Origin of the sequence: Streptomyces longispororuber (assembly GCF_024448165.1) — a bacterium.
In the GTDB taxonomy this organism is placed as follows: domain Bacteria; phylum Actinomycetota; class Actinomycetes; order Streptomycetales; family Streptomycetaceae; genus Streptomyces; species Streptomyces longispororuber_A.
The window spans coordinates 48,136-60,986 of record NZ_JAMOLN010000035.1 but is presented as its reverse complement, the minus strand read 5'-3'; the positions used below and the strand labels follow the sequence as shown (position 1 = coordinate 60,986).

The following is a 12,851-nucleotide window of genomic DNA, read 5'->3' as shown; positions in this document are numbered from 1 at the left end:
GGGTGGGGCGCTACCGGTTTTGGGGTGGGGCGACTCATCGCGGGTGCGGGTGCCCGTGCGTGGCGCTTCTCGCGCGGTTCCCCGCGCCCCTGAGAAGACGCGTCAGCCTGTGCGGGTCAGGGCCAGGAGGTCTCTGGCCGGGCCCACCGGGGGGTGGCCCGTGGGCCAGACCGCTCTCAGGGCTCGGGTCAGGTGGGCGCCGTCCAGGGGGATGCGGACCAGGCGGCGGGCCGAGAGTTCCTCGCCCACGGCGAGCTCGCTGAGGACCGAGGGGCCCGCCCCGCTGACCGCGGCCGCCTTCACCGCCGTCGTCGAGGACAGCTCGATGAGCGGGCGGGCCAGGCCGCCGAGCGCCGCGTCGAGGACCTGACGGGTGCCGGAACCCTTCTCGCGGAGGATGAGCGGGGTCGCGGCGAGCTCCGCCGCGGCGAGCGGCTTGCGGCGGCGGGACCAGGGGTGGCCGGGCGCCGTCACCACGATCAGCCGGTCGTGCGCGATGACCGTGGAGTCGAGGCCGGGCGCGACCGACACCCCTTCCACGAAGCCGAGGTCGGCCTCGCCGGAGAGCAGCTGTTCCGCGACCGATGTCGAGTTGCCCGCGAGCAGCGACACCGCCGTGTCGGGCCGCGCCGCCCGCAGCGCGATGAGCCAGCGCGGCAGCAGGTACTCGGCGATCGTCATGCTCGCCGCGACCCGCAGCCGCGAGTCCCGCCGGTCGCGCAGCGCCTGCGCCCCCGCGTCGAACTCCTCCGCCGCCTCCACGACCCGCCGCGCCCAGTCCGTGACCAGCGCTCCGGTGTCGGTGAGCCGGGAGCCGCGCGGCGACCGGTCGACCAGGGCCAGGCCGAGCTGCCGTTCCATGGAGCGGATGCGGCTGCTGGCCGCCGGCTGGGTGATGCCCAGTTCGCGCGCGGCAGCGCCGAGGCTGCCGAGCCGGGCGACGGCCAGCAGCAGTTCCAGCGCACCGAGGTCGGGCACGCGGTGCCCGAGCGCCCCCGGCGGCGACGGGTTCGTGGGGTCCGTGCTCGGCGTGCGCTCCCTGCTCATAAGGCCAGTTTATGTCCCCATAGTGGGAACGTCCCTGGTGGGGGGCGTACTCCCGGGCGACTGTGGAGTCATGGTCACCGTTGCCCACTCCCCCGCCCGCGCCGTCGGCGTCCGCCACCTCGGCCCGAACTGGTACGCCGCCGTCATGGGCACGGCCATCGTCGCGAACGCGGGCGCGACCCTGCCGGTACGGTTCACGGGGCTGCGCACGGTCTGCACCGCGGTGTGGGCGCTGTCCTTCGTGATGCTGGTGGCGCTGCTCGTGGCCCGCGCCCTGCACTGGGCGCACCACCGGGACCAGGCGCGGGCGCATCTGCTCGACCCGGCCGTGGCCCCGTTCTACGGCTGTCTGTCGATGGCCCTGCTGGCCGTGGGCGCCGGCACGCTGCTGCTCGGGCAGGACTGGATCGGGCTCGACGCCGCCGTCGCCGTCGACGTCGTGCTGTTCGTGGCCGGGACGGTGATCGGGCTCGTGGCCGCCGTCGCGATCCCGTACCTGATGGTCGTGCGGCACCGGATCGAGCCGGGCCAGGCGTCGCCCGTGTGGCTGCTGCCCGTCGTCGCGCCCATGGTGTCCGCCGCGGTGGGCCCGCTGCTCGTCCCGCACCTGCCCGCGGGGCCATGGCAGCAGACGCTGCTGCTGGCCTGTTACGCGATGTTCGGGCTGATCCTGCTGGCGACCCTGGTCATGCTGCCGGTGATCTTCGCGCGGCTGGTCACCGCGGGGCCGCTGCCCCTGATGCTCACCCCGACCCTCTTCCTCGTCCTCGGTCCGCTGGGCCAGTCGACGACCGCCGCCAACAAGTTCGCCGACGTCGCGGGCGGCGTGCTGCCCGCCTCGTACGCGCACGGCTTCACGGCGTTCGCCGTGCTCTACGGCGTCCCGGTGATGGGTTTCGCCCTGCTGTGGCTGGCGCTGGCCGTCGCGATGGTGGTGCGGGCCCGCCGCGAGGGGATGGGCTTCGCGATGACCTGGTGGGCGTTCACCTTCCCCGTCGGCACCTGCGTCACCGGCGCGGAGGGGCTGGGCAAGCACACCGGTCTCGCCGCGTTCGACGCGCTCGCGATCGGGCTCTACGTGCTGCTGTGCGCGGCCTGGGCGGTCGCCTCGGTGCAGACGGCCCGCGGCCTGCTCAGCGGCCGGCTGCTCGCCGCGCCGAAGTAGGCCGCCGGGGAGGTCACCGGGTGGCGGTCAGCGCTTCAGGGACCGGTACCGCCGCAGGAGTGCGGTGATCCGGTCCGGACGCGCCGCGCCGTTGAGCTCGGTCAGCAGGTCGTCGGGGCACAGCTCGTAGTGGTCGCCCCACCAGCGGCGGCCCGCGTTGTCCCAGATGCGGTAGCCGCCGGGCACGCCCCGGGCGACGTAGCGCCTCCTGCTCACCGATCCTCCCGTCCCTGCCGCAGTGCGGCGCCGATCACCTCGGGCGCCCGCGCCAACGACGGCCCGTACCAGGTGAGGTGCCGCCCGTCGAGCAGCACCGCCGGGACGTCGAACGCCTCCGGGCCGTCCTCGGCCGTGAAACGGTACGGCTCGTCGGGCAGCACCACCAAGTCCTTTTCGACCGCTCCGAGTTCGTCGAGCGTCACCCGCGGGTAGCGCTCGGCGTGCCGCTCGTAGGCGTTGTCGACGCCGAGCCTGCGCAGCAGGTCGCCCGCGAAGGTGTCCCGGCCGAGCACCATCCAGGGCCGCCGCCAGATGGGGACGACGGCCGTCCGCCGGGTGAGCGGCGGGGCGAGCCCGCTCCACGCCGCCTCCGCCTCGTCCAGCCAGCGCGGCCGCGCCACCGCCCCACAGGCCCGCAGCACCCGGTCCAGCTCGCTCAGCGCCTGCGGGAGTGCGCGGATCCCGGTGACGAGGACCTGGACGCCGGCCGCGCGCAGCGCCGCGAGGTCGGGCGCCCGGTTCTCCTCCTCGTTGGCGACGACGAGGTCGGGGCGCAGCGCGGTGATCGCCTGGACGTCCGGGTTCTTGGTGCCGCCGATCCGGGGGACGGCGAGGTCCGCGGGGTGCGTGCACCAGTCGGTGGCGCCGACCAGCGCCCCGGGCAGGGTCACGGCGACCGCCTCCGTCAGGGACGGGACGAGGGAGACGACGCGCACGGCCTCGCTACTTCGGGCCCGGCTCGTCGACGGCGTCGATGTGCTCGGCGACGGCGACCACGAGGACCCGTGCGTCCGGCACGGCCGCCCGCCACCGGTGCCGTACGCCACCGGTCAGATACAGGGTGTCGCCGCGCACGAGCCGGTAGGCGCGGCCCTCCGCCTCCACCTCGACGGCGCCCTCCGTGACGTGCATCAGGACGTCGTTGCGGAGCTGGAACTCGCGGCCCGGGTCGTGGTCGCCGACGAACTCCTGGGCGTGCATCTGGTGGTGGCCGCGCACCAGGGACCGTACGACGAAGTCGGTGCCCTGCTCGGCGACGGTGGTGTCGTCCGCGCGGACCAGGTCCACGGTGCGGGCCGGGTCGGCGGCGGCGAGGAGTTCGACGGCGGTGGTGCCGAGGGCGTCGGCGACCTTCTCCAGGGAGCGGCGGCTGGGCCGGGCCCGCTCGTTCTCGACCTGGCTGAGGAAGGGGACGGAGAGACCGCTGCGCTCGGCGACGGCGGAGAGGGTCAGTTCGAGCGTCCGACGGCGCCGGCGGACGGCCGCGCCCACGCGAAGTGTCTCCTTGTGTTCATCCATGACGTCCGCTCCCTCCCACGGCCGGCCCTGTTCGTTTGAATGCACCCTACGCATGTTCGTCAAACAGTTTCATGCGAGCGGAGGAAGCCGTGGGTCACGATCGGGCCGTCTGCTACAGCTCCCGCCAGTAGACGAGCTGCCCCTTCTCCCCCGGCGCCGCGCCTTCCCCGGGGACGAACAGGCTCACCAGCAGCGCCGGGTGGCCGTCCGGATCGGTGATCAGGGTCGCCGAGGGATTGGCGAACGCGGTGGAGCCACCGTGGGTGCGCAGCGCGAGCCGGTCGGCACGGCCGGTGACGGGATCGTAGGCGTAGGTGGCCCAGCTGCCGAAGTCGTCGCGCCACCGCTGCCCCTCGATGAGCACCATCCGCCGCCCGGCCAGGTCGAGCGGGGCGCGGTCGCCGATGTTGCCGCTGTTCCCGTACGCCTCTATGGCCCGGTCGACGCGCGGCGCGGCCGTGGCGTGCCAGGTGGTGAAGTCCGTCAGCGTCGCGGTGAGTTGGCGGTCGGTGTCGCAGTCGGCGCGGTAGTGGCCGGTCAGTTCGACGGTGCGGCCGTGCGCGGCGGTGATCGCCGGGGTGCCCTCGGCGCAGGCGGAGAGGGTGCGGGGCGCGTCGAAGGCGTCGGCGGCGCGGCCGGCGAGCAGGTCGGCCAGGCCGGCGTAGCCGCGCACCGCGATGTGGTTGTCCGGGTCCTTCTCGTACGCGAGGACGTAGCCGCCCCGGTCGTCGGCGGCGAGCGTGGGCTGGCTGGAGCCGGGGCCGAAGTCGTGGCGGTGCTGCCAGTGCGCGAGGTCGGTGGAGGTGGCGACGGCGGAGTGGAAGCGGCCGTCGGCGAGCATCGTGTGGTACACGGCCAGGTAGGTGCCGTCGGCGTGCTGGACGATCTGGGCGGCGTCCATGGTGCGGCCGGTGTCGTCGGTCGCGGCGTAGTGGTGGCCGTCCGCCTGGGTGACATCGGCCGCAAGTGCCGCAAAACGGGCGGTGGCCGGCGAGGCCGGGGAAGCGCTGGCGGCGGGCAGCTGCGCGATGAGCAGGACGGCGGCGAGCGCGGCGGCGACGAGGGCGCCCACCCAGGCGCCCTGACGGACATCGATCACGGCGTCTTCGAGCGTAGGGACGCGGGCGCCGGGACCGGAACGGAAAGAGGGGTGGGTTGCCTCACAGCCTCAGCCGTGCGGCGACCCACCCCCCTTCGGGACGCGGAGGTCAGGATCAGGAAGCGGTCATCCGCTTCTCGACGTCCTGGTGCGCCTTGAGCCACGTGGTGACGGCGTCCTCCTCGTGCCCCTGGCCCTGCTTCTTGATCTCGGCCTCCAGGCTGCCCAGCTCGTCCTCGCTCATCTTGAAGTTCTTGAACCACTTCGTGAGCTGCGGGTACTTGCTCGGGAAGTCCTTGTTGGAGATCGTCCGGATCGTGTTGCCCTCGCCGAACTTCTTCTTCGGGTCGGCCAGCTTGGTCAGGTCGTACTCGCTGTACGCCCAGTGCGGCGACCAGAGCACGACCGCGATCGGCTCCTTCTTCGCCAGGGCGCGCTTGAGCTCGGCCAGCATCGCCGGCGTGGAGCCGTCGACGACCTCGTACTCCTTGTCCAGGCCGTAGCCCGGCAGCACGTCCTTCTTCAGGAGCTGCATCTCACCGGTGCCCGGCTCGATGCCGACGATCTTCCCGTCGAAGGTCTTGGCCTTGCCCTTGAGGTCCGCGAGGGACTTGACGTCCTTCACGTAGGACGGCACGGCGAGCTCCAGCGAGGTCGGGCTGTACCAGGTGCCCAGGTCCTTCAGGTTCGCCTTGTTCTTGTTCCAGTAGTTGCTCTGGGCGTACGGCAGCCAGGCGTCGAAGTTGACGTCGAGGTCACCGCTGGCCAGGCCGGTGTAGACCGGGCCGACGTCCATCTGCTTGAGGTTCAGCTTGTAGCCGCGCTTCTCCAGGACGTTCTTCCAGAGGTACGTGACCGCGATGTCCTCGTCCCACGGGAACCAGGCGACGTTCACCGGACGCTTGTTCTCGTCCGAGTCGGACTGCTTCTTGACCGGAGCCCACTGGTCGACGACGTCCGGGTTGTCCTTCAGCCATGCCTTGACGGCGTCCTGCTGGTTGCCCTTGCCCGCCTTGTTGATCTCGGCCTCGAGACTCGTGAGCTGCTTCTCGCTCATCTTGAAGTCCTTGAGCCACTGGGCGACCTCGGGGTTGTCCCCGCTGAAGCCCTTGCGGGACAGCGTGTGCACGCCGTCGCCCTTGCCCCAGGCGCCCTTCGGGTCCTTGAGCTTCTTCAGCTTGAAGTCGCTGTACGCCCAGTGCGGCGACCAGAGCGTGACGAGGATCGGCTGCTTCTTGGCGTACGCGCGCTTCAGCTCGGCCAGCATCGCCGGCGTGGAGCTGTCGACGACCTTGTACTCCTTGTCGAGGCCATACTCCTTGAGCACCGTCTTCTTGAGCATGCCCATCATGCCGGCGCTCGCCTCGATGCCGGTGACCTTGCCGCCGAACTTCGACGCCTGGCCCTTGAGGTCCTCGAGGGAGTTGACGTCCTTCATGTAGGCGGGGACGGTCAGCTCCAGGGACGTGGGGCCGTACCAGGATCCGAGGTCCTCGAGCTGCTTGCCGTACTTCTTCCAGTACTCGGCATGCGTCGTCGGCAGCCAGGAGTCCGTCTCGAAGTCGGTGCTGCCCTGCGCGAGGGAGGTGTAGAGCGGTCCGGCGTCCATCTGCTTGGCCTCGACGTCGAAGCCGCGCTGCTCCAGGATCTCCTTCCAGAGGAAGGTGGAGGCGACGCCCTCGTCCCACGGGATGTAGCCGATGGAGAGCTTCTTGCCCTGGCCGACGTTCGTGCTGTCGCTCGCCGTGGTGGAGGCGGGCGAGCTGCCGAACATGCCCATGCCGCCCGCGACGAGCGCGAGGACGACGACACCGACCACGGCGACGACCGGACGGGGCCGGTACGACCAGATCTTCAGGCCCTGCGCGGAACGCACCTTGGCGAGCGCGCGGCGGCCGAGCGGGGAGACCTGCTGGCCGAGCGAGCTGGTCATCCGGTCGAGGTAGATCGCCAGGATCACGATGGAGATGCCGGCCTCGGCGCCGAGGCCCACGTTCAGCTGGCCGATGGCCTCGTTGACCGCGCCACCGAGACCGCCGGTGCCGACCATGCCCGCGATGGCGGCCATGGACAGGCCCAGCATGATGACCTGGTTGACACCGGCCATGATCGTCGGGAGGGCGAGCGGCAGCTGGACGCGCCACAGGGTGTTGCTCGGCTTGGTGCCGAACGCGTCGGCGGCCTCGACCAGCTCCTTGTCGACCTGCCGGATGCCCAGCTCGGTCATGCGCACGCCCGGGGGCAGCGCGAAGATCAGGGTCGCGACGATGCCGGCGGGGGCGCCGGAGCCGAAGAACAGGATGGCCGGGATCAGGTAGACCATCGCGGGCAGCGTCTGCATCAGGTCGAGGACCGGCCGGAACAGGCCGCTGACCCGGTTGGAGCGGGCCGCCCAGATGCCCAGCGGCACCGAGATGACCAGCGCGATGATCGTCGACACCAGGACGAGCGACAGCGTCAGCATCGCGTCGTCCCACAGTTCCAGGTTGTCGATGAACCAGAACCCGACGAAGGTCAGCACCGCGCCGAGCGTGCCGCGCAGCCAGAACGCGATGACCGCGAAGATGCCCGCGAGGAGCAGCGGTTCGGGGGCCTGCAGCACGTCGGCGATGCCGTTGTAGAGGCCGTCGAAGACGGTCTTGAAGAAGTCGAAGAGCCACGACATGTGGTTGAGCAGCCACTCGACCACGTCGTTGACCCAGTCACCGAAGGGAATCCTAGGCACCGGCGTTCACCTTCTCCACCGGTCCGTCGCCCTCGCCACGCGGCGTCGGGACGGCGTCCTTCGGTTCCTCGTCCTGCTGCACCACGGAGGTGCCGTTCTCCACGGACTTCATCGGCTCGCCGAGCACGGCGAGCAGCCGCTCCCGCGGGACGACACCGACCAGCTTGCCGTCGTCGCCGGTCACGGCGACGGGCGTCTCGCTGGTCGCGCAGGGCGTGAACAGCTCGATGATCGGGGTGTCCTCGGTGACCGTGGCCGGGGCCTCGGCCGCCCGGTACGCCTTGTCGGGCGTGGCCATGATCGCGCCCGCGGTCAGCACGCGGGAGCGGTCGACGTCCTGGGTGAAGGACGCGACGTAGTCGTTGGCCGGCGTGACGAGGATGTCCTCGGACGAGCCGATCTGGACGATGCGGCCGTCCCGCATGACGGCGATGCGGTCGCCCAGGCGCATGGCCTCGTTCAGGTCGTGCGTGATGAAGACGATGGTCTTCTTCAGCGTCTTCTGGAGCTCCAGGAGCTGGTCCTGCATGTCGCGCCGGATCAGCGGGTCGAGCGCGCTGAACGACTCGTCCATGAGGAGCAGGTCCGCGTCGGTGGCGAGCGCGCGGGCCAGGCCCACACGCTGCTGCATGCCGCCGGACAGCTCGTCGGGGAAGGACTTCTCCCAGCCCTTCAGACCGGCCAGCTCCAGCGCGTCGTGGGCCCGCTTCTCGCGCTCGGCGCGCGGGACGCCCTGCACCTCGAGGCCGTAGGCCGCGTTCTCCAGGACGGAGCGGTGCGGGAAGAGCGCGAAGTGCTGGAAGACCATGCTGATCTTCTTCGAGCGCACCTCGCGCAGTTCGCGTGCGGACAGCTGCGTCAGGTCCTGGCCGTCGAAGCGGACGTGTCCCGCCGTGGGCTCCAGGAGTCCGTTGAGCATCCGCAGAAGCGTGGACTTGCCGGATCCCGACAGACCCATGACGACGAAGATCTGGCCGGGTTCCACCGTGAAGGACGCGTCGATCACGGCGGCAGTGGTCCCGTTGGCGCGCAGCTCCTCACGGTCGGCTCCGCGGCGGAGTTCTTCCACCGCCTCAGTGGGTCGTCTGCCGAACACCTTGTACAGGTCTTCGGCTTCAAGCCTGGACACATACACCTCTCGGGTCGAACCAAGACGGCCCGCCTCCCCCGCCGGCGGGCCGTGGAGCGGCGCGGGTTCCGCCCGCCTGACCGGTCAGGCGTTCAGTAGTTGAATGCGTGACCGGATCCGTTCCGGGTCGGCGCCTGCCCGGGCTTATGCCGATCAAACAGAAGAGTGGTCCAGTTCACATTGCGTTCACATCGCGGGCGACTCCCGCACCACCCGTGACGGTCGGCGATTGTCGGAGGGCTGCGGCATGATGCGGAGGGTGACCCAAGGAACCTCGGCGACTCAGCGCCTGATGCTGCTCGACACCGCGTCCCTGTACTTCCGGGCCTACTTCGGGGTGCCGGACTCCGTGAAGGCCCCGGACGGCACACCGGTCAACGCCGTGCGCGGGCTGCTGGAATTCATCACCCGGCTCGTCCACGACCACCGGCCCACCCACCTGGTGGCGTGCATGGACGCGGACTGGCGCCCGCAGTGGCGGGTCGACCTGATCCCGTCGTACAAGGCGCACCGGGTGGCCGAGGAAACGGCGGCCGGGACCCCGGACGAGGAGGAGATCCCCGACACGCTCTCCCCGCAGGTGCCGATCATCGAGGCGGTGCTCGACGCGGTGGGCATCGCGCGGGTGGGCGTCGAGGGGTACGAGGCGGACGACGTGATCGGCACGTTCACCGGCCGGGCGACCGGCCCCGTCGACATCGTGACCGGCGACCGGGACCTCTTCCAGCTGGTCGACGACGAGCTGGAGCGCCGGGTCCTCTATCCGCTCAAGGGCGTGGGCACGCTGCAGATCACGGACGAGGACCTGCTGCGCGAGAAGTACGGCGTGGACGGTTCGGGCTACGCGGAGATGGCGCTGCTGCGCGGCGACCCCAGCGACGGGCTGCCGGGGGTGCCGGGCATCGGCGAGAAGACGGCCGCGAAGCTGCTCGCGCAGTTCGGGGACCTGGCCGGAATCATGGCCGCGGTCGACGACCCCGGGGCGAAGCTGACGCCGACCCAGCGCAAGCGGCTGGACGAGGCCCGGCCCTATCTGGCGGTGGCGCCGACGGTGGTCCGCGTCGCGGGCGACGTCGCCCTGCCGGACGTGGACACGGCTCTGCCGCACGAGCCCCACGATCCAGTGGCCCTTGAGGAGTTGGCGGCACGCTGGGGTTTGGGGGGTTCTTTGCAGCGACTCCTCACCACCCTCTCAGCTTGAGGTGTTAGCTTAGGTATACCTAAGTTGCACTGGATCGAGGGAGACCGCAGATGGCCGAGCGTCCCGCACGCAAGCCCCGCAAGGCCCGCTCCGCGCAGGTCGTGCGCACGGAGCGGCTCACGCCGCACATGCAGCGGGTGGTGCTCGGCGGGGACGGCCTCGCGGACTTCCCGGAGCAGCTCGAACACACCGACCACTACGTGAAGTTGCTGTTCGCGCCGGAGGGCGTGAGCTACGACGAGCCGTTCGACGTGGAGCGGATCCGCGAGGAGCTGCCGCGCGAGCAGTGGCCCGTGACGCGGACGTACACGGTGCGCGCCTGGGACCCGGCCGCGCGGGAGCTCACCCTCGACTTCGTGATCCACGGCGACGAGGGCCTGGCCGGCCCGTGGGCGGCCTCGGTCCAGCCCGGCGGACCGGTCCGCTTCATGGGTCCCGGCGGCGCCTACCACCCCGACACCTCGGCGGACTGGCACCTCCTCGTCGGCGACGAGAGCGCCCTGCCGGCGGTCGCCGCCGCGCTGGAGGCGCTGCCGGAGGGGGCGCGGGCCCACGTCTTCCTGGAGGTCGAGGGACCCGAGGAGGAGCAGAAGATCGACTCCCCCGTCGAGATCACCTGGCTGCACCGGTCCGGCCGCCCCGTCGGCCAGGCGCTGATCGCCGCGGTCACGGAACTCGCCTTCCCCGAGGGCCGGTTGCACGCGTTCGTGCACGGTGAGGCGGGCTTCGTGAAGGAGCTGCGGCGGCACCTCCGGGTGGACCGGGAGGTCCCCCGCGAGGACCTCTCGATCTCCGGCTACTGGCGGCTCGGGCACAACGAGGACGGCTGGCAGGCGTCGAAGCGGGACTGGAACGCGCAGGTGGAGGCCGAGCAGGAGCCTCCGGCGGTTTCCGGGTGAGGTTGCCTTGCGGCGCTTCCCCGGGTGAGGTTGCCTCGCGGCGCTCCCCCGGGTGAGGGTGCCTCGCGGCGCTTCCCCGGGTGACTTCGCCTTGCCGCGGCTTGGGGTGGCACCCGGGGCCTCGCGCCGTTCTGTGTTGCCGGGGTGTTGGCCTCTGTCGCGTCGTCGTGGCTGGTCGCGCAGTTCCCCGCGCCCCTGAAGGGGCGCCGTCGTGGCTGGTCGCGCAGTTCGCCGCGCCCCTGAAGGGGCGCGGCCCTGGCTACACCTTGCGTTGGTACGACGCGAACGTGCGGGTGGAGAGCCAGACCGCGGCCAGTGCCAGGGTCAGCAGGGCGCCGGAGCGGAGCAGGATCGAGGGCCAGTCCGGGTGGGCGGACATCGCCGAACGGCCCGCCACCATCGCCCAGTTGAGCGGGTTGAAGTCCGCGACGTGGCGCATCCACGGCGGCATCTGGGCCGGGGCCATGAACGCCGACGACAGGAACGTCAGCGGCAGCAACAAGAACGTGTTGATGCCGATGATCGACTCCCGCTCCTGCACCAGCACGCCCAGCGCGCTGGAGAACGCCCCGAAGACGGTGCCCAGCAGGACCGAGGTCACCACGAGGATCACGATGCCGGCCGGCCCGCCCGGGTAGCTCGCCCCACCGGCCAGACCGAGCAGCACGATGATCACGGACTGGAGCGCGGTGACCAGGCCGTTGTTCACCACGGTGCCGTTGGCGAGGGCGGCGCGGCTGACCGGCGTGGTGAGGAAGCGGTTGAGCGTGCCGCGCTGGATCTCGTCGAGCGTGGTCATGCCCGCCCACATGTTGGAGCTGAGCGCGCTCATCACGACGACGCCCGGCACCAGGTAGTCCAGGTACGACGTGGTGCCGAAGCCGCCCAGTTCGACGACCTTCTTGAAGAGGTTGCCGAACAGGAACAGCCAGACGACCGGCTGGATCAGGGTGATCAGGAGATAGGCGGGCTGGCGCAGGAACACCATCAGCTGACGCTGCGTCATGTACCAGGTCTGGGCGAGGGGATTGACCCTCGCCGTGATCTCGGCGCTCATCGCGCACCTCCGGCCGTGGCGAGCTCCGCGGGGGCGTCCGCCTCGTCGTACCTGCGGCCCGCGTACCGCAGGTACACGTCGTCGAGCGAGGGCCGGGCGACCGTGGCGGCGGCCACCGTGACGCCCGCCCGCTCCAGGGCGCCGAGCAGCAGCGGCACCGCCGCCGCCCCGTCGTCCGCGCGCACGCTGATGCGGCGCTCGTCGAGGTGCGCGTCGTGGACGCCGGGGAGTCCGCGCAGCGCGCCGTCCAGCAGGGTGCGGCCGGCGTCACCGACGGCCGCGCGCAGCTCCAGATGGACGGCGTCGCCCCGCAGTTCGCCCTTGAGTTCGTCCGGGGTGCCGGTGACCACGACCCGGCCGCGGTCGACGATGGCGATGCGCTCGGCGAGCCGGTCGGCCTCCTCCAGATAGTGCGTGGTGAGCAGGATGGTGAGACCCTCGGCGCCGGCGAGGCGGCCGATCTCGCCCCACATCGCCGTGCGCGCCTCGGGGTCGAGGCCGGTCGTCGGCTCGTCGAGGAAGAGCACGTCGGGGCGGTGGACGAGGCCGAGTGCCACGTCGAGACGGCGCTGCATGCCGCCGGAGTACCCCTTGACCGGGCGCTTGGCGGCGTCCGTCAGGGCGAACCGGTCCAGCAGTTCGTCGACCCGGCGGTTCAGGGCCGGGCCCGTCAGTCCGTAGAGCCTGCCCTGGAGCTGGAGGTTCTCGCGGCCGGTGGCCTGCGGGTCGGCGCCGGACTTCTGGGCGACGACACCGATGGCCCGGCGCACCCGGTCGGGATGGCGGAGCACGTCGTGGCCCGCGACCTCGGCGCTGCCCGAGTCGGGCCGGGCCAGGGTGGTGAGGATCTTGACGGTGGTGGACTTGCCCGCCCCGTTCGGCCCGAGGAGGCCGAAGACGGTGCCGGGTTCGACGGTGATGTCCAGGCCGTCGAGGGCCCGGACGTCGCGTGGATAGGTCTTGACGAGTCGTCGCGCCTGCACGGCAGGCGCCTCGGTGTTCATGACAGAG

At 71.4% G+C, this 12,851-nt stretch carries 12 protein-coding genes; 3 read left to right on the top strand and 9 right to left on the bottom strand.

The features are described from left to right. Positions 1–102 precede the first annotated feature (102 nt). Positions 103–1,047: a LysR family transcriptional regulator gene (locus M4J07_RS13075; protein WP_255971252.1), complete on the bottom strand. Its 945-nt coding sequence runs from the start codon at positions 1,045–1,047 to the stop codon at positions 103–105. 70 nt (positions 1,048–1,117) lie between these two features. Here M4J07_RS13075 and M4J07_RS13070 point away from each other — a divergent pair, with 70 nt between their 5' ends. After that, a complete protein-coding gene (locus tag M4J07_RS13070; RefSeq protein WP_255971250.1) occupies positions 1,118–2,212 on the top strand; it encodes a TDT family transporter in 1,095 nt (364 codons plus the stop codon). A 27-nt stretch (positions 2,213–2,239) separates the two neighbouring features. Here the strand turns inward: M4J07_RS13070 and M4J07_RS13065 are convergent, their stop codons facing one another. The 6 genes from M4J07_RS13065 to M4J07_RS13040 all read right to left on the bottom strand — a co-directional run bounded on the left by M4J07_RS13065 (position 2,240) and on the right by M4J07_RS13040 (position 8,683). Then, complete coding sequence (locus M4J07_RS13065; protein ID WP_255971248.1) at positions 2,240–2,428, bottom strand: hypothetical protein; 189 nt, start codon at positions 2,426–2,428, stop codon at positions 2,240–2,242. Further along, positions 2,425–3,147, bottom strand: coding sequence for a helical backbone metal receptor (locus tag M4J07_RS13060; RefSeq protein WP_255971246.1), 723 nt, complete (start codon positions 3,145–3,147; stop codon positions 2,425–2,427). Before M4J07_RS13060 ends, M4J07_RS13065 begins: the two co-directional genes overlap by 4 nt. 7 nt (positions 3,148–3,154) lie before the next feature. Beyond that, positions 3,155–3,730, bottom strand: coding sequence for a helix-turn-helix domain-containing protein (locus M4J07_RS13055; RefSeq protein WP_255971244.1), 576 nt, complete (start codon positions 3,728–3,730; stop codon positions 3,155–3,157). A 112-nt stretch (positions 3,731–3,842) separates the two neighbouring features. Next, positions 3,843–4,829 carry a hypothetical protein gene (locus M4J07_RS13050; protein ID WP_255971242.1) on the bottom strand — a complete coding sequence of 329 codons (987 nt, stop codon included), beginning with the start codon at positions 4,827–4,829 and terminating at the stop codon, positions 3,843–3,845. A gap of 115 nt (positions 4,830–4,944) precedes the next feature. Beyond that, positions 4,945–7,554: an ABC transporter permease/substrate binding protein gene (locus tag M4J07_RS13045; protein ID WP_255971240.1), complete on the bottom strand. Its 2,610-nt coding sequence runs from the start codon at positions 7,552–7,554 to the stop codon at positions 4,945–4,947. After that, on the bottom strand, positions 7,547–8,683 hold the full coding sequence (locus M4J07_RS13040) for a quaternary amine ABC transporter ATP-binding protein (protein WP_255971238.1): 1,137 nt from the start codon (positions 8,681–8,683) through the stop codon (positions 7,547–7,549). The genes M4J07_RS13045 and M4J07_RS13040 overlap by 8 nt, the downstream gene beginning before the upstream one ends. A 250-nt stretch (positions 8,684–8,933) precedes the next feature. On the opposite strand from M4J07_RS13040, the gene M4J07_RS13035 reads away from it, so the two are divergent. Both M4J07_RS13035 and M4J07_RS13030 read left to right on the top strand, forming a co-directional pair. Beyond that, positions 8,934–9,884, top strand: a complete 951-nt coding sequence (locus tag M4J07_RS13035; RefSeq protein WP_372352158.1) for a 5'-3' exonuclease — start codon at positions 8,934–8,936, stop codon at positions 9,882–9,884. A gap of 50 nt (positions 9,885–9,934) precedes the next feature. Beyond that, positions 9,935–10,783: a siderophore-interacting protein gene (locus tag M4J07_RS13030; protein WP_255971236.1), complete on the top strand. Its 849-nt coding sequence runs from the start codon at positions 9,935–9,937 to the stop codon at positions 10,781–10,783. Positions 10,784–11,042: 259 nt separating this feature from the next. On the opposite strand, the gene M4J07_RS13025 is transcribed toward M4J07_RS13030, so the two are convergent. Both M4J07_RS13025 and M4J07_RS13020 read right to left on the bottom strand, forming a co-directional pair. Then, on the bottom strand, positions 11,043–11,840 hold the full coding sequence (locus M4J07_RS13025) for an ABC transporter permease (RefSeq protein ID WP_255971234.1): 798 nt from the start codon (positions 11,838–11,840) through the stop codon (positions 11,043–11,045). After that, positions 11,837–12,844, bottom strand: a complete 1,008-nt coding sequence (locus M4J07_RS13020) for an ATP-binding cassette domain-containing protein (protein ID WP_255971232.1) — start codon at positions 12,842–12,844, stop codon at positions 11,837–11,839. Before M4J07_RS13020 ends, M4J07_RS13025 begins: the two co-directional genes overlap by 4 nt. Positions 12,845–12,851 lie beyond the last annotated feature (7 nt).